The organism is Asanoa iriomotensis, from assembly GCF_016862515.1.
Taxonomy (GTDB): domain Bacteria; phylum Actinomycetota; class Actinomycetes; order Mycobacteriales; family Micromonosporaceae; genus Asanoa; species Asanoa iriomotensis.
Genome location: NZ_BONC01000029.1, coordinates 49,866 through 66,497 on the forward strand (window position 1 = coordinate 49,866; position 16,632 = coordinate 66,497).

12 protein-coding genes are annotated in these 16,632 nt (G+C 71.8%); 5 read left to right on the forward strand and 7 right to left on the reverse strand.

What is annotated here, in order from left to right:
* Positions 1-19: 19 nt before the first annotated feature.
* Genes Air01nite_RS20925 through Air01nite_RS20945 form a run of 5 tightly spaced genes read right to left on the reverse strand, consistent with a single transcriptional unit; the run spans position 20 to position 5,020 of the window.
* Complete coding sequence (locus Air01nite_RS20925; protein WP_239090844.1) at positions 20-1,687, reverse strand: acyclic terpene utilization AtuA family protein; 1,668 nt, start codon at positions 1,685-1,687, stop codon at positions 20-22.
* Entirely contained in the window at positions 1,684-2,472 is a 789-nt protein-coding gene (locus Air01nite_RS20930; protein WP_203704429.1) for a TIGR03084 family metal-binding protein, read from the reverse strand. Before Air01nite_RS20930 ends, Air01nite_RS20925 begins: the two co-directional genes overlap by 4 nt.
* Before the next feature lie 11 nt (positions 2,473-2,483).
* Positions 2,484-3,074: a TetR/AcrR family transcriptional regulator gene (locus Air01nite_RS20935; protein ID WP_203704431.1), complete on the reverse strand. Its 591-nt coding sequence runs from the start codon at positions 3,072-3,074 to the stop codon at positions 2,484-2,486.
* Positions 3,075-3,131: 57 nt separating this feature from the next.
* Positions 3,132-4,316: a CapA family protein gene (locus tag Air01nite_RS20940; RefSeq protein WP_203704433.1), complete on the reverse strand. Its 1,185-nt coding sequence runs from the start codon at positions 4,314-4,316 to the stop codon at positions 3,132-3,134.
* A 44-nt stretch (positions 4,317-4,360) separates the two neighbouring features.
* Complete coding sequence (locus Air01nite_RS20945) at positions 4,361-5,020, reverse strand: adenosylcobinamide amidohydrolase (RefSeq protein ID WP_203704434.1); 660 nt, start codon at positions 5,018-5,020, stop codon at positions 4,361-4,363.
* Positions 5,021-5,156: 136 nt separating this feature from the next.
* On the opposite strand from Air01nite_RS20945, the gene Air01nite_RS20950 reads away from it, so the two are divergent.
* From Air01nite_RS20950 to Air01nite_RS20970, 5 genes are all read left to right on the forward strand, one after another.
* Entirely contained in the window at positions 5,157-5,834 is a 678-nt protein-coding gene (locus Air01nite_RS20950) for a Crp/Fnr family transcriptional regulator (protein ID WP_089254691.1), read from the forward strand.
* Between the two features lie 1,089 nt (positions 5,835-6,923).
* The gene (gene nth, locus Air01nite_RS20955) at positions 6,924-7,649 is read left to right on the forward strand and encodes an endonuclease III (protein ID WP_239090853.1); all 726 of its coding nucleotides are present in this window, start codon (positions 6,924-6,926) and stop codon (positions 7,647-7,649) included.
* Positions 7,646-8,281, forward strand: coding sequence for a TlpA family protein disulfide reductase (locus Air01nite_RS20960; RefSeq protein ID WP_203704436.1), 636 nt, complete (start codon positions 7,646-7,648; stop codon positions 8,279-8,281). Before nth ends, Air01nite_RS20960 begins: the two co-directional genes overlap by 4 nt.
* Before the next feature lie 127 nt (positions 8,282-8,408).
* Positions 8,409-9,080 carry an NUDIX hydrolase gene (locus tag Air01nite_RS20965; protein ID WP_239090854.1) on the forward strand — a complete coding sequence of 224 codons (672 nt, stop codon included), beginning with the start codon at positions 8,409-8,411 and terminating at the stop codon, positions 9,078-9,080.
* Between the two features lie 328 nt (positions 9,081-9,408).
* Positions 9,409-10,587, forward strand: a complete 1,179-nt coding sequence (locus Air01nite_RS20970; protein WP_203704438.1) for a MarP family serine protease — start codon at positions 9,409-9,411, stop codon at positions 10,585-10,587.
* A 673-nt stretch (positions 10,588-11,260) separates the two neighbouring features.
* Here the strand turns inward: Air01nite_RS20970 and mycP are convergent.
* Together mycP and eccCa are read right to left on the reverse strand one after the other, a co-directional pair.
* Positions 11,261-12,589 carry a type VII secretion-associated serine protease mycosin gene (gene mycP, locus Air01nite_RS20975; RefSeq protein WP_425546840.1) on the reverse strand — a complete coding sequence of 443 codons (1,329 nt, stop codon included), beginning with the start codon at positions 12,587-12,589 and terminating at the stop codon, positions 11,261-11,263.
* Positions 12,590-12,820: 231 nt separating this feature from the next.
* Positions 12,821-16,561 (reverse strand): type VII secretion protein EccCa, encoded by a 3,741-nt coding sequence (eccCa, locus tag Air01nite_RS20980; protein ID WP_203704440.1) that lies wholly within the window; start codon positions 16,559-16,561, stop codon positions 12,821-12,823.
* Positions 16,562-16,632 lie beyond the last annotated feature (71 nt).

Sequence of the window (16,632 nt, forward strand, 5' to 3'; positions counted from 1 at the left end):
GCGACACGCATGTCGCACGTCACGTGGCGTCCAGCAGCTTCGCCGGCACCTCGGCGACGCGGGCGCGGAACAGCTCGCCCAGCGCCTTGGCCTGCGGGTCGAACCGGGTCGACGCGGCCACGCCGGCGCCGAGCAGGCCGCGGATCACGAAGTTGACCGCGCGCAGGTTGGGCAACTCGTGCCGCTCGACGGTCAACGGCGCCGTCTCGGGCAGCAACTCCTTGAGCCGGTCGACAGTCAGCCAGCCGAGCAGCCAGTCGGCGGCCGAGTCGGTGCGCGCCCAGACGCCGAGGTTGGCGTCGCCGCCCTTGTCGCCGGAGCGGGCGCCGAGGATCGCGCCCAGGGAGATCCTGGTGGTCTTGCCCAGGTCCTTGAGCTTTGCCTGGTGTTGCGGGGTCGCGTGATATTCCGCCGTCCGGATCGGCGGGCGGATCGTGACCCGCTTGCCGTCGGGCAGCACGGCGGTGTGGTTGACGCCGTCCTGCGGCATCGTGTCGGCGCTGAACACCCCGAACGGGGCGGCGTCACCCGGCGGGGTGGTCAAGGTGCAACCCGGATAAGAGGCCAGAGCGAGCTCGACCGCGGCGGCCGAGAACGCCCGCCCGGCCCGCTTCGGGTCCTGGTCCTTCAGGTGTACGTGCAGCAGGGCGCTGGCCGCCTCGGTGTCGACCGCGTCGGGGTGGTCGGTGCGGGCGAGCGTGAACCCCAGGCCCTCCTTGCCGACCTCGTCCTCGAGCTGTGCCCGGACCAGGGCCGCCTTCTCCTCGATGGCCAGCCCGCAGAGGACGAAGGTCATCGAGTTGCGGAAGCCGCCGAGGTTGGCGACGCCGACCTTGAGGGTGGGTGGCGGCGGTGTGCCCTTGACGCCGGTGATCGCGACCCGATCGGGGCCCAACTGGCGCAGGACGGCCGTGTCCAGCCGGGTGACCACGTCGGGGCCGAGGTAGCCGGGGGCGTCGATCTCGTACAGGAGCTGCGCCGTGACCGTCTCGACCGTGACCGCGCCGCCGGTGCCCGGGTGCTTGGTGATCACACAGCTGCCGTCCTCGGCGACCTCCGCGATCGGGAAGCCGGGGCGGCGCGCGCCGTCGGGCAACTCGGTGAAGAAGCTGAAGTTGCCACCGGTCGCCTGTGCGCCGCACTCGATCACGTGGCCGGCGACGGTCGCGCCGGCCAGGGCGTCGAAGTCGTCGCGGGACCAGCCGTAGCGCGCCGCCGCGGGGCCGACCACCAGCGCGGCGTCGGTGACCCGGCCGGTGACCACGATGTCGGCCCCGGCGTCCAGGCAGGCCGCGATGCCGAACGCGCCGAGGTAGGCGTTGGCGGTCAGCGCGTCGGGGTGCGGGATCGCGTCGCCCTCGACGTACCCGATGCGGGGGTGCAGGCCGTGCTTCTCCGCCAGTGTCTCGATCGCCTGCGCCAGCCCGGCCGGATGGAGGCCGCCCGCGTTCGTGACCAGCTTGACGCCCTTGTCGAGGGCGGTGCCGAGGGTGGTCTCGAGCTGGCGGAGGAACGTGCGGGCATAGCCGAGCGCGGGGTCCCGGGCCCGGTCGCGGCCAAGGATCAGCATGGTCAGCTCGGCCAGGTAGTCGCCGGTCAACACGTCGAGGTCGCCGCCGTCGAGCATCTCGCGCCAGGCGGAGAAGCGGTCGCCGTAGAAGCCGGAGGCGTTGCCGATGCGGATCATCGGCCGGCCCCCGCCACCCGCTTGACCCCGGGCGGGCCGGCGAACGCCTGCGCCACCTGGAGCCATTCGGTCGCGACCGGGCCGGTGGCGACCAGGGCCAGGTCGGCGGGGTTGCGGCGCTGGGTGACCAGGAGGCAGAAGTCCTGGGCGGGGCCGGTCACCCGGTCGGTCGCCGTGTCCGGGCCGAACGCCCACACGCTGCCGTCCGGCGCGATCAGCTCGACCCGGACGGGTGTCTGCGGTGCGGGCCGGCCGTGTGCCAGGAACGAGTGGCCGAGGGTACGGAAGCCGAGGAACGCGACGTGCCTTAGTCGATCGGTCGGTGTGCTGTGCGCTCCGAGCGCCTCGGCGATGTCGAGGCCGTGTGCCCAGGTCTCCATCAGGCGGGCGGTGGCCATGGACTGCGGCGTGAGCAGGTTGCCGAACCAGGGGATCCGCTTGCCGGCCGGCGTCGACCGCAACGCTTCGACGAGCTCGCGGTGGCCGGCGATCCAGCGTTGCCGCAACTCGTCGGGCGGGGCCAGGAAACCTTCGGCTCCCTTGTCGACGAGGTGGTCCGGGTCGTCGGCGAGCGGTGCGAGCAGCGCGACGAACTGGGCGTCGTCGGTCGTGGCGAGCAGGGCGGCCCGGTCGGTCCAGGCGAGGTGGGCGATCTGGTGCGCGACGGTCCAGCCGGGGCTCGGGGTCGGCCGCGCCCAGTCTTCGTCGGGCCGGTCGGCCAACAGGGTGTCGACCGCGGCCGTCTCCGCGTCGAGATCGGTGAGCAGGTCGGCGAGCTCCACCACGTGGGCCTCCTTCAGGCGCGGATCACGGCGGCGAGGTGGCGTTTCCACTCGCGCAGCAGGGCGGCGCGGCGGGCGGCGTCGTCGGAGAGCAGGTTGGCGACGCCGAGGCCGCGCATGAGGTCGAGGGTGGCCTGGACCGATTCGCGTACGCCGGGGCGGCGCTCGTCGGCGCCGAGCAGCTCGACGGTGAGACGGTGCAGCTCGCGGCCGACCCGGGCCTCGACGGGCACCAGCGCGGTGCGCAGCTCGGGATCGGTGCGGGCGGCGACCCAGACCTCCAGGGCTGCGGCGTAGAGCGGGCCGGTGAACGCGGCGGCCAGCATGTCGATGACCCGGTCGACCCGTTGCGCTCCGGTCGGCAGGCTGGCCGCCTCGGCTCGGATCTCGGCGGCCCGGCGGTCGGCGAGGTGCTCGACGGCGGCCATGACCAGGGCGGCCTTGGTGGGGTAGTGGTGCAGCTGGGCGCCCCGGGAGACACCGGCGCGCTCGGCTATCACCGTGGTGGTGGTGCCGGCCCAGCCCAGCTCGACCAGGCTGTCGACGGCCGCGTCGAGGAGGCGCGCCTGGGTGGCCCGGCTGCGTTCCTGCTGCGGGGTCCGCATTTCCTGAGCATGGCTGCGCTGAAACAAACAGTCAAGCCTGCTTGTTTCTGCCTGTTCCTATGCGTCCGGTGGGGTGATCTTGCCGGCGTTGTCGAACTTCGGACCCGTACGCGGGAAGTCTTTGTTGCTCAGGTCTTTGATCATGGCCAGGCTGTCGCCGTCGGTGTCCGTGATCGGCTTGCCGGCGGCGTTCATCGAGGTGGAGACCACCTCGCCGTCGACCCAGGTGCCGTCCTTGGTCAGCTCGACCTTGAGGACCGCGCCGAGCCCGAGCGGCCCGTCGCGGCGGAGCGTGCCGCCGCCGCCAGCGAAGTTGCCCAGGCTGTAGGCGATCAACCGACCCTTGTAGAACTCCATCGCCCGCAACACGTGCGGGCCGTGACCGACGATCAGGTCCGCGCCAGCGTCGATCATGGAGCGGGCGAACTTGACCGGGTCGCCGCGGTTCTCGCCGAGGAACATCTCGGTGCCCGGCTTGACCCGGGTCTTGCCCGAACCCTCCGCACCCATGTGCACCTGGACGACGACGAGGTCGGCCTGCTTCGCGGCCTTGGCGATGAGCTTCTTGCCAGCCTCGATGTCGATCAGGCTGTTGTTCCAGGGGTACGAGGAGAAGCCGACGACGGCGACCTTGATGCCCTTGACGTCGACCACGGTGATCTGGTCGACGGCGCCGGTGTGCTTCAGCCCGTATTTCTCCAGTGCGTCCTGTGTGTTCTTGTAGCCGTCCGCGCCGTAGTCGTTGCCGTGGTTGTTGGCCTGGTTGAGCAACTGGAAGCCGGCGTCCTTGAGGTGCTTGGCGTAGCCCGGCGGCGCCCGGAACTGGTGGCAGCCGGTCGAGTCGGGCCCGCACTTGGACCGGCCGGTGTCCTCGGTGAGCGGCTCCTCGAGGTTGCCCATCACGAGGTCGGCGGCGAGGTCGCGCTTGACGCCGTCGAAGAAGCCCTTGCCGCCGTTGGACGGGAGGCTGCTCGGTGCGTTGCCCATCACGATGTCGCCTGTGGCGGACAGCGAGATCGCTTCCTCCTCCTCGGCGGCCTCCTGGGTCGGGGACTCCTGCTCGGCCGGGGTCGACTGGGTTGGCGCGACCCACACGGCGGGCTGGCTGGTCTCGCCTCTGGCGACGGCGGCAACGGCGGCGCCTGCCACGCCGAGCAGCGCCGCGACGGCGACACCGGCCACGATGGCCGGACGCCAGGTGCGTTTGTTCGGCGTGTCGAGGGGATACACGCGGGGGAACATACCGTTCTCGCGCCACTCGTGGATACCTCCGTGAGTAGGATGGGCTAGCGCTCCGACCAGGGGATCTTGGGCCTGGTGGCGCCCTCCTTGATCGCTCGGTGCGCGGCCCGGGCGGCGTGCGAGCCCCAGCGCGACAGCGGGCCGCCGTAAGGCTCCTCGGGGCCTTCCCGTGGGCAGAGCACCGTGACCGCGTCGGTGGCGGTGCCGGTGGCGGCGAGGCCGATTTCCCAGAGGGCCTGTGCCTTCGCTTCTGTGATGGTCGCGACAGCGTTGACCAGGGCGGCGTCGCTGTGCCTGACCGGGAGGAAGGCGACGATATTGATCGTGCCGGGGGTGGGCTGGCGGGGTATCTCGCTGGCCGGTGTCGCGGCGGCCAGGATGGGCTTGCCGAGGCCGACGGTGGCCCACACCTCGACCGCACCATCGGTTGCGGCAACCCGTTCCGTCACGTCGACGCCGGTCAACAAACCGACACCGGGCCCGGTCAGGGTCAACTCGCTCGCAAGTTCTCGCAGGTGCGTGTGTGGGTCATTCCGGGCGTACGACATGGGCACGGTCGCGTTGATGACCCATTCGCGGTCGCCGATCCCGCCGCCCAGCGGGCCGGAGCTGATACCGCGCATCGGGGTGGGTAGGCGCCAGAGCAGCAGGGGGATGCTTTCGCCGTCCTCCTGACGCGCGGTAAGAATGGGCTTGAACGGCACGCGCTGACGATAAGGCAGGTGGCCACCGGGGGTCGGGCTTGATCACGATCCGGGGGTTGCCGGGCCGGTTCGCCGATGCGTACGCCTAGACTGACTGCGCGCGGTTTCCGCGCCATTCGTGGAACTGAGGTGCGCGATGGATGAGGTTCTGGCCCGTAGCGGCATCTTCCAGGGTGTCGACCCGGAGGCAGCCGAAGCGCTCGCCAAGGACATGGAGACCATCGAGGCCCGCAAGGGCGAGATCGTCTTCAACGAGGGCGAACCCGGCGACAGCCTTTACATCGTGCTGAGCGGGAAGATCAAGGTTGGCCGGCGTGCGGCCGACGGACGTCAGAACCTGATCGCGGTGATGGGCCCATCCGACATGGTGGGCGAGCTGTCGCTGTTCGACCCGGGCCCCCGCACGGCGACCGCCACGGCGGTCACCGACACCCGCCTGGCCCGCCTCCGCAAGCAGGCGCTGCGGCCGTGGCTCAACAACAGGCCGGAAATCGCCGAGCAGCTACTGCGGGTGCTGGCGCGCCGACTGCGGCGCACCAACGACGCCTTGGCCGACCTGATCTTCACCGACGTGCCGGGCCGCGTTGCCAAGAACCTGCTGCAGATGGCCGGTCGCTTCGGGACCCGGGACGGCGGGGTGTTGCGGGTCACCCACGACCTGACGCAGGAAGAGATCGCTCAGCTGGTCGGTGCGTCGCGGGAGACCGTGAACAAGGCACTGGCCGACTTCGCCTCGCGCGGTTGGCTGCGGTTGGACGGGAAGTCGATCATCATCCTTGATCCGGAGAGGTTGGCTCGGCGGGCTCGGGTCTGAGGTTGTCTCCCTTGTCTTTGGTTGCGGTCTAGGGCGGGGGAGGATGTTGTGAGTGCCGACCGGTCGCAAAGAGCGCGCCCCTTATAGTCGGCACTCACAACATCCTCCCCCGCCCTGACTCAGTTCGGCCCGGGTTTACTCCGGTGCCTGGTCGTGGGTCACAGTCCATTGGCTGGGCTTCGTTGGGGGTTCGCCCGCGGTTGGTCGCGCTGCCTGGGTCGGCGACTGGCCACGAGCGAGCGCTCCGACTGGGGCCAGGCCAGAGCGTGCTCCGGTCGTGGACGGTCGGGCCTGCCGGGGACTGTTCCGCCATCTCTGACCTTCCGCAATGCTGGTCCGGCGAGCTCCCGGTCGCCCTGGCGCTTGGCTGCCCACGTCGAGCCATCTGTGCCGCTTCCTTCCGGCGGCGGTGAGGCAGAGCCCGGGTGCTCCGTCATTGCCTCGCCGCCCGCGGCGGCGCGTGCCTGCTCTCGGCATCTCGGCCTTGTCCCGCCCTGCGCCGCCCCCGCTCAGTCCGTGCCAACCAACCCGCCCCCGCGTTGCGCTGCGTCCGTGCCGTCCAGTGCTGCGCGCTGCGCCACGTCCGTCCGCGCAAGCTCTGCGCCCGTGCCAGCCGCGTGCCCGAGCCAGCTCTATGCCCGCGCCAGCCTGCGCCCACGCCTGCGCGGTGCCGCTACCCTCGCCGCCTGTGTCGCCGCGTGTGTGCCGCGCGCCGCGCCGCGGTGCGTCGGTCCGCTCTAGGCCCGCGCCTGTTCCGCGCCCGGCCTGTTTCCGTGCCGCGCGCCGCGCACGCCGCACCTGACCACTTGCGCCGCGCTGTGCCTGCGCGTTGCGCTGCGGTTTTGCGGGTGGGCTTGTGGCGCGGAGGTGGCAGCGATGCGGAGCGAGCGGTGGCCGGCGGGAGCGACGGTCGTGCGCACCGCGTACCCGGGAGAAGAATTTGGTTCAGGTGGTTTGGGGTAAGTCGGGCCGACTGGGTGGATGGGTGGCCGCAGGTTGTCGGTGGCGCGGAATAGTCTTTGGCACGTGACTAAGACAGCCGCCTTCGAGGCGGAGACCGAGCTTGGGCGCAAGCGGCGGGCCCGTCGGATGGGGCGCATTCTGGCCGAGACGCATCCCGACGCGCACTGTGAGCTTGATTTTCGCACCCCGCTTGAGCTGGCGGTCGCGACGATCTTGTCTGCGCAGGCCACCGACAAGAAGGTCAACGAGGTCACGCCCAAGGTGTTTGCGCAATATCCGACGGCGGCTGACTACGCGGCGGCTGATCGGGGTGAGCTTGAGGTCACGCTGAAGCCGACCGGGTTCTTCCGCAACAAGACCGACTCGGTCATCAAGCTGGGTCAGCAGCTTGTCGAGCGGTTCGACGGCGAGGTGCCGAGCAACATGGCCGACCTGGTGAGCCTGCCGGGCATCGGGCGCAAGACCGCCAACGTGATCCTGGGCAACGCCTTCGACGTGCCGGGCATCACCGTCGACACGCACTTTCAGCGGCTCGTCGGGCGGTGGCGGTGGACCGCGGAGACCGACCCGGTGAAGATCGAGCACGCGATCGGCGGGCTGTTCGACAAGCGTGACTGGACCATGCTGTCGCATCGCGTGATCTTCCACGGGCGGCGGGTGTGTCATGCGCGCAAGCCCGCTTGTGGGGCCTGCACGCTGGCCAAGCTATGTCCGTCCTACGGCACCGGGCCGACCGATCCGGTGCAGGCGGCCAAGCTGCTCAAGGGGCCGCGGGCCGCGCAACTGGCCGAGGCCGTCGGGGTCGACCCGTCGGTCGTTCCGCAGCAGGCGCTCGCGGCGGACGTGCCGTGAAGCGCTACCTGCCGCTGGTCGTGCTGCTGGTCGTCGGCGTGCTCGCCGGCGTCGGTGTGCGGGCCTGCTCCAACAAGCCGTCGTCCTCGTCCGACAGCGCAGAGCCGGTCGGGTCGGCGGGGCCGCCCGCGACGTCGTTCGCCGACTGCCGGGCGTTGACCGCGCCGCCGAAGGAGGCGTCCGCAGGCAAGGGCACCGCGGCCACCGACATCGCCCTGCCGGCGGCCGAACTGTCCTGTTTCGGCGGAGGCAACCTGCGGCTCGCCGACGTCCGCGGCCCGGCGGTGATCAACCTTTGGGGTTCGTGGTGCACGCCGTGCCGCGAGGAGCTACCCGCGGTCAACGCGGTCGCGCAACGCACCACCGGCCTCGTGCACTTCCTCGGGGTCGACACCCGCGACCTGCGCTCCGACGGCGAGGCGATGGTCAGCGAGTTCGGGCTCACCTATCCGAACGTGTTCGACAACGGCGAGCGGGCCCGCATCGGGCTCAAGCTGGCGGGCATCCCGGCGACCCTGTTCGTCGACAAGGCGGGCAAGGTGGTCCACCTCTACAACGGCGCGCCGCTCGATGAAGCGGGCCTCGCCGACCTGGTCAAGCGGCACCTCGGGGTGGCGGTCCCGGTTGGCTGAGGCAGGGCGCGACGGCATCTGGGTCAACGGGGGCGCGCCGAAGGACGGGCCGCGGCTGTTCCCGGGCGTAGGCGCGAGCCTGCCACCCGGGGTAGGCGCGCGCCGCCGACCCGAGGACGCCGACGAGCTGGCGCTGCCAACCTGGTTCGACCCGTTGCTGGGGAGCCTGCACGGTGCGCGGGCCGAGGACTTCACCCGGTTGCCTACCCCGGAGCGGGCAGGCCGCGACAGCGCGGTCCTGGTGCTGCTCGGCGAGGAGGAAGACGGCGGTCCGGACATCCTGATGCTGCAACGGGCGGCGACGTTGCGGAACCACGCGGGCCAGCCGGCCTTCCCGGGCGGCGTAGCGGACCCGGGCGACGCCGACCCGGCGGCCACCGCACTGCGCGAGGCCGACGAGGAGGTCGGCCTCGACCCGAGCAGCGTGACCTTGCTGGCCGAGCTGCCGCGCCTCTGGATCCCGGCAAGCGACTTCCTGGTCACGCCGGTGCTGGCATGGTGGCACCGCCCGCACCCGGTCGCCCCACGCGACGCCGCCGAGGTGGCCCACGTGGCCCGCCTGCCGGTAGCCGAGCTGGCGGAACCCACCAACCGCCTGCGGCTGCGGCACCCGAGCGGCTGGATCGGGCCGGCTTTCGAGGTGCGGGGGATGTTGGTCTGGGGTTTCACCGCCGGGGTGGTGTCGACGTTGCTCGACATGGCGGGGTGGTCACGGCCATGGCCGCAGGACCGGATCGGCGAGCTCCCGCCCAGCACTTCGCCGTCAGCGACATCCGCCGACCCAACCGAGCCGGCATAGCCGAACCGGCCGGCACACGCCGCCACCGCGTTGTCGCCGTCTGTTGGGGCAGGGTTGGCGTTACTGAACTGGCCGGCGGCGCCGATCGAGGGGGTCAGCGGACGCGGTGTCGTTCGTGCCGCGCCCAGTTGACTCCCCGGTGCATCCATGAGCTGGCTTGACCAACTCGTCATGCCGGCCGCTGGGACGGGCGGGCTGGCTTTGGGCAAATCCGACTTATCCGTTGACGGGCTGACTGTCCGTATTCGACGGTGCGGCGGTCAGCAGAAGGGCGTGTGAGTGTCGCGGGGCTGAAGCGTGGGTGGCCGGACGCCCGTACCCTGTCAGGGTGTCCGCCGTCGACCTTGTCCTGGTTCTGCTCATGGTCGTGTTCGCGATCAGCGGCTACCGGCAGGGGTTCGTGATCGGTGTCCTGTCGTTCTTCGGTTTCTTCGGCGGTGCTCTGATCGGGCTTCAGGTCGGGCCCCTGGTCGCCCAACGCTTCTCTGACGGCGCGCTTCGCGTCGTCATTTCGTTGGTGGCGATCTTCGGGCTCGCGGTGCTCGGGCAGGCGCTCACCGGGTGGGTCGGCGCGCACCTCCGGCACGCGATCACCAGCCGTGCCGGCCGCCGGGTCGACGACGCAGGCGGTGCGGTCGTGTCGATGCTGGCCGTGCTGATCGTTGCCTGGCTGGTGGCGGTGCCGCTCGGGTCGTCGTCGGTGCCCTGGCTGGCCAGTTCCGTGCGCAACAGCGCGCTGCTGCACGGCGTTGACAATGTGTTGCCAGAGCAGGCGCAGTCCTTGTCCGAGTCGTTGCGGGACACGGTCGACACGCGCGGGTTCCCCGACGTGTTCGGCGGTCTGACCGCGACCCGCGCCCGCGAGGTGGCGGCGCCTGATCCGGCCCTCGCCGGGTCGCAGGTCGTGATCAACTCGCGGCGGTCGGTGGTCAAGGTGCTCGGGTCCGCGCAAAGCTGCGGGCGGCGGATCGAGGGCTCAGGATTCGTGTACGCGCCACAGCGCGTGATGACCAACGCACACGTGGTGGCCGGCACCGACCGGGTGCAGGTCGAGGTGAACGGCGAGCGCGAGAGCGGCCGGGTGGTCGTCTACGACCCACACCGGGACCTCGCCGTGATCTACGTGCCCGACCTGAACGCCCCGGTGATGCCGTTCGCCCCCAGCAACGCCCGCGCCGAGGCCGACGCGATCGTGCTGGGCTATCCGCTGGACGGTCCGTACAACGCGCAGTCCGCCCGCATCCGGGACGTCGGCAACATCACGGGCCCGGACATCTACGAGTCGGGCGAGGTAACCCGGGAGATCTACACCATCCGGGCGCTGGTCCGCAGCGGCAACTCCGGAGGCCCGCTGATCACCCCGAACGGGGTGGTCCTGGGCGTGATCTTCGCGGCGGCGGCCGACGACCGCAACACCGGCTTCGCCGTGACCGCGGACGAGGCATCGACCGTAGCCACGGCCGGCGCCGAACGCACCCGAGCGACCGCCACCGGCGAGTGCGTCTAGCCGCACGTCCAGGCCCCATCGGCGCCAGCCGCCATCGTTTCTGCACCGATCCGCTTCGCTCCACGAAGGTCGACGGCTGCTCTCAGCCCGAGCCCGCCTCCCGCACACAGCGAAAGACGGCTCCTGCATCGCGCGGTTCCCGAGTCCACTCGAGCCCAGCTGGTGCTCCCAGGCCCTGAGCGTCTTCGACGACTTCCTGCACGGAGATCGCCACCTTGCGGAAGCGGATCAAGAAACCGCTGCCGGCGAGTGGATCTAGCAGCAACGCCGGGGGCTTGTCGGGGGCGGGTGCGCTCATCGTTCCGCACCAGCCGCGCGGTTCCACGGAGATCGAGCGTTGCCCTTCCCGGCTCGACGACTTCTCCGCGGGAGATCGCCAGCTCGCGGAAGCCGATCAATAGACCGCTGCCGGCGAGTGGATCTAGCCGCATCGCCGGCCTCGCCCGGGGCTTGTCCGCGGCGAAGGCCGCGCTCATCGTTCCGCACCGGCCGCGCGCTTCCACGAGGATTAAGCGTTGCTCTTCCAGGCCTTGACGACTTCGCGCCGGGAGTGCAGCTGGGTTACCCGTCCACGGCATGTCCGCCGGGCTGGGACGAATCGGCACGGCCCGCCACCGAAACCAGGAGGCAACACCGGGACCCGAATCGGCTCGCGCTGATCCGTCGGTGGGAGCTAGTGGCGGTCTTCTGGTGTGAGGGTTGGCGGGCGGGCGCCGCGGGAGGAGCGTTTGGAAAGGAGCGCCATCGCTGGGTGGCGGGAGAAGAGGATCAGGCAGGCTACGCCTGCGGCCAGGACGAGCATCGCTATCGCCGTGGCTATGCGCCAACCCATCGGGTTGCTCTGGTGTGCCGGGGTGGCCGAGCGTTGGGCGGCCGCGCCCGACGCTCCCACCGTGCCCTGGGCCGTGGTCTTGCTGTCCAGCGCGCCGCCGCCCGTGACCGAGTCAGTTCCGCGGCCCGGGGCCGGGCCGAAGCCCGCGACACCCGGCGACTTGTTGTCGTCCAGCGGGTTGCGGGTGACCTGCGGCATTGGGGCCGTCAGCGCCGCCACCGGGTCCACCCGGCCGAAGCCGTAGGTGTCGTCGCGGCCCGGAGCGCCCAGGTCGTCGGCCGTGCGGATCAGGCGGTTGACCACCTCGCCCGCCGGCATGCCGGGCCAGCGGGACCGGACCAGGGCCGCGGCGGCCGAGACCAGCGGCGCCGCGAAGCTTGTGCCGCGGACCCGCCAGAAGCCGCCCGTCTTCGCGCCCACCAGGTCGGTTGCCGGGGCCGTCAGCACCGTCGCGCTTCCGGTGATCGAGCCGTTCCAGAGGACGTCGGTTTCCTTCTCAAGGCCCGCGACGGCGATCACGCCGGGCTCGCGGGCCGGGTACCAGACGCTCGTCGTCGACTGTGGCAGCACGTTGCCGGTGCAGGCGACGACGACCACGTCGCGGGCGAAGGCGTAGTCCAGGGCCGCGGCCAGGGCCGGGCTCGTGCCGCTGCCGCCCAGGGACAGGTTGACCACCTTGGCGCCGCTGTCGACGGCCCAGCGGACCGCGCGGGCCACGATCATCGCGTCGTCGTAGCGGTTGTCGGCGTCCAGGACGCGTACCGGCAGGATCTTGGCGTTGGGGGCCAGGCCCATCACGCCGTTGTTGTCGTCGGCGCGGCCCGCGATCAGGCCCGCGACCGTGGTGCCGTGGCCGACCGGGTCGGTGTGGCCGTCGCCGCCTTCCGGCTTGACCAGGTCTTTGCCCGGCAGGACCTGGCCGGCCAGGTCTTCGTGGCTGGCGTCGACGCCGGAGTCGATCACGGCGACGACGACGCCGGCGCCGGTCGAGTAGCGCCACGCCGTCCGGGCCCGCAACTCGGCCAGCTGCCACTGTTCGTCGCGGACCGAGTCGGCCGCGATCGGCAGTGTCGCGGGCATCGCGCCGGCCTGGCCCCCGGTGGAGGCAGCGAGCATCGGGGCATGGGGTATCGGCAGCGGCGCGGCTGTCAGGGCCATCGCCGCCGTCATGGCGACCAGCGCCGTCCCGCCTAGCCGTGGGACGGCGCTCCGGCGCTGGTGCGTCAGCCTCGTCACCCTCACGGCCTTCTCACCCCGGGAGTTCCTGTGGTGGGAGGTTACCCCGACCGCCCACCCCCGCGGGACACAGAATGTGCGAGGAGTTCGCCATCGTCCGAGGTGGGAGGCCGTTGACCTCGGACGTGTGCGGAGCGTTACCCACCGATCTCCGACTCGCCCGGTTCAGGGTGCGGAAAGGTGGGCGAGTTGCACAAGGCGTACGCCCTCCTTGCGGGTGACCAGGCGACCACGTCCGGGTGGCAGCGGGCCCGGCCGGACCTGGCCGACCAACGGGCCCTCGTCCGGATCGCCCGACATCACCAGGCCCGCCGCCGCCAACTCGCGGAGCCGCTGGATGATCGGGTCGTAGAGGGACCGGGCCGCGCCGCCCGTGCGCCTGGTCAACACCAGGTGCAGGCCGATGTCCCTGGCCTGCGGCAGGAACTCCGCCAGTGCACCCAGCGGGTTGCGCGGCGCGGCCGCCACCAGGTCGTAGTCGTCGACCAGGACGAACAGCTCCGGCCCGGTCCACCAGTTGCGCTCGCGCAGCTGCTCCGGTGTCACGTCGGGCGGCGGGAGCCGGCGACGCATGTAGCCGGCCACCGACTCGATCAGCTCCTCGGTGCCGGCCGCCGCGGTGCCGTAGCCGATCAGGTGGTCGGTCCGCACGGCGCCGAGCAGGCTGCGCCGGTAGTCGACCACGATGAGGCGGGCCTCGTGCGGCTGGAAGCGGTGCGTGACGGTGGTGGCCAGGGCGCGCAGGAACGACGATTTGCCGCACTCGGTGTCGCCGAAGAGGACGACGTGCGGGTCGGCCGCGAAGTCGACCGCGACCGGGCGCAGGTCGGACTCGGCGATGCCGATCGGCAGGGTCAGCCCGGTCGTCTCGGTCAGATCGATCGAGGTGTACGGAACCGACGCCGGCAGCAGGCGCACCGGCGGCGCAGGCAGCCCCGTCCACGCGGCCGCCACGGCCTGCTCCAACGGCACGTCGCCGGTCTGCGACGGCCGCAGGACCAGGAGGTGGAGGCCCTCGCTGGTGATGCCCCGGCCAGGCGAGTCGGCGGGGACGTCGGCGGCGGCCTTGCGGGAGATCATCGAGTCGCTCGGGTCGCCCAGGCGCAGCTCCAGCCGGGCGGCGAACAGGTCGCGGGTGGCCGGGCGGAAGTCGAGCCAGCGGGCGGCCGAGGCGAGGACGTGGACGCGGTAGGCGAGGCCCCGCCCCGCCAGGTCGGACACCAGCGGCTCCAGGTCGTCGAAGTCACCGCGCAAGGTCGACCAGCCGTCGACGACCAGGAACACGTGCGGCTCGGTGCCGGCGAACCCGCGTTCCCGTTCGGCGAGCAGGGTGGTCAGCTCGCCGACCGTGCGGCGCACCGCGGCCGGCTCCAGCCGACTCGCCACTCCGCCGACGTGCGGCAGGTCGCGCAGCACGGCCAGGCTGCCGCCGCCGAAGTCGAGGCAGTAGAACCGCGCCTCCGCCGGCGTGTGCGCCAGCGCCAGCCCGCAGACCAGCGTGCGCAACGCCGTCGACTTGCCACTGCGCGGCGCGCCCACCACGGCGACATGGCCGGCCGCGCCGTCGAGCGCGTACCAGAGCAGGTCGCGGCGCTGATCCAGCGGGCGATCGACGACGGCGACCGGCACCTGCAGCGCACCGTGCAGCTCGGGGTTGGCGAACGTCAGCCCTCGCCCTGGTGCCACCACCGGCGGGCCGAGCACCTCGTCGAACGTCGCCGGCTCGGCCAGCGGTGGCAGCCAGACCCGGTGGGCCGGCGGCCCGTGCCCGGCGATCCGGTCGACCAGCGCGTCGAGCAGGCTCGGCCCACTCGCCTCCGGGGCGGCCTCGGCGGCCACGATCTCGGTGGTGAAAGGCAGGACCCCCGAACGGCGCTCGCCCCGGCGCGGCACCGGCCCCGACACATAGGCGACCCGGAATCGCCGCAATGGCTCCGTGCCGGCCTTGAGGAAAGCGTGCCCGGGCGCCCGCGGCAGCTCATAGGCGTCCGGCACTCCGAGCACCGCCCGGGACTCGAACGGTGAGAACGTCCGCAGACCGATCCGATAGGACAGGTGGGTGTCGAGCCCGCGCAGCCGCCCCTCCTCGAGCCGCTGCGACGCCAGCAGCAGGTGGACGCCGAGCGACCGACCCAACCGCCCGATCTGGACGAACAGGTCGATGAAGTCCGGCTTGGCCGACAGCAGCTCGGAGAACTCGTCGCAGACGACGAGCAGCGACGGCAGCGGGGCCAGCGGCGCGCCGGCCGACCGCGCGCGCTCGTAGTCGTGCCGCGAGACGTAGTTGCCGGCCCGGCGCAGCAGCTCCTGGCGCCGGACCAGCTCGCCGTTGATCGCGTCGACCATGCGGTCGACCAGCGGCAGCTCGTCGGCCAGGTTGGTGATCACCGCGCTGGTGTGCGGCAGCGCGTCCAGCGACGCGAAGGTCGCACCGCCCTTGAAGTCGACCAGCACCACGTTGAGCTCGGCCGACGAGTGCGTCGCCGCCAGGCCCAGGACCAGCGTCCGCAACAGCTCGGACTTGCCGGACCCGGTGGCGCCGACCAGCAGCCCGTGCGGCCCCATGCCGTCGAGCGCCGACTCCTTGAGGTCGAGCTCGACGGGACTGCCGTCCGCGGCGACGCCGATCGGCACCCGCAGCTGGTCGCGCAGGGGTCGCGGCGTCCATGCCTCGGCGACCGAGTAAGCATCCGGCTCGGCCACCCGCAGCAGGTCGAGCAGACCCAGGTCAGCCGGAACCAAGCCAGCGGCAGCACCGGCCAGCCGCAACGGCGCCAGCCGCCGCGCCACGCCCTCCGCGGACGCGACGGAGAGCCCGTCGGCCACGCCGACCACCGCGACCCCCTCGGTCGTGGTGGTCTCCAGAGCGCCGTCGGCCAGCCGGGTGAGCACCACCGTCGCCGGATCCAGCACCCGCGGCGCCGCACCGTCGACCTCGACAACCGCCAGTCCGTCAACCGGCTCACCGCCGACCAGTCGCACCGCGCCCGCACGGTCGGCACCATCCAGGACCGCCACCACGAACCGATCGTCGCCGACGCCGTCGAGCAGTCGCTCCAGCGCGGCCACCGTGCCGGCCACCAACCGGACCGGACCCAGCGCGTCGACCCGGCCGGGATGCCGGGCGTGCGGGAGCCACTTGACCCACTCCCACTCGGCCCGCCGTGACGGGCCGGCCGCGACCGCCACGACCAGCTCGTCCGGCGCGTGGAAGACGGCCAGCTGCACCAGGAGGGCGCGGACCAGCGCCGGCGAGCCACGCACATGCACCCTCGCGAACCCGCGCATCGACAACGCCACGGGCAGGTCAGGCACCACGGAATGCGCCTCGATGAAGCGACGCAACGCACCGGCCGTCAACGGCTCCAGATCCTCGGGCGGCCGGGTCACGGGCGGGACCAGGGCCGTGGCCAGCGACTGTGGCCCGACACCGACCCGCGCCACGGCGAAGTCGCTGTCGGCGGGCCGCCGTTCCCATAGTCGATGGCTCTCGACCGTCGACCACAGCCGCGACGGGTCGGGATGCCGATAGAACAGCCCCACCCGCTGCCTGGCCACGGTGTCCCTGGCCTGCCGGCGCAACAGCGACAGATGGCGCAGGTAGTCACGCCGTGCCGCGACCAACTCGGCCTTGCGCGGCCCGCCGTAGCCCCACGACGTCGCCAGCATCGCCAGCGACGAGATGCCGAACATGCCGCCGACCACATAGGAGAACGCCCCGCCGCCGCGGCCCATCAGCATGGCCATCGCGACGCCGCCACCGAGCATGGGCAGCAGCAACATCAGCTGTTGCCACCGCCCGCCACCGGGTTGCGGCAACTCCGGCGGCGCCTCGACCCGCAGCTCGCCGCCCGGGATCTCGGGCGCGGGCCGACGCGCCGGCCGGCGCACCACCACCGTCGACAAGGGACCTCCCTCAGCGACAACCAACAATGAGCAACACGAGCGTCGCTCATCGTAGGGAATCGCGGCCGTGG

Coding starts and splice junctions, on each gene's coding strand:
- mycP (WP_425546840.1), bottom strand. CDS start 12,589: ATGACGGCGGCGATGGCCCTGACAGCCGCGCCGCTGCCGATACCCCAT.
- Air01nite_RS20935 (WP_203704431.1), bottom strand. CDS start 3,074: ATGCGGACCCCGCAGCAGGAACGCAGCCGGGCCACCCAGGCGCGCCTC.
- Air01nite_RS20950 (WP_089254691.1), top strand. CDS start 5,157: ATGGATGAGGTTCTGGCCCGTAGCGGCATCTTCCAGGGTGTCGACCCG.
- Air01nite_RS20940 (WP_203704433.1), bottom strand. CDS start 4,316: ATGTTCCCCCGCGTGTATCCCCTCGACACGCCGAACAAACGCACCTGG.
- Air01nite_RS20925 (WP_239090844.1), bottom strand. CDS start 1,687: ATGATCCGCATCGGCAACGCCTCCGGCTTCTACGGCGACCGCTTCTCC.
- nth (WP_239090853.1), top strand. CDS start 6,924: ATGGGGCGCATTCTGGCCGAGACGCATCCCGACGCGCACTGTGAGCTT.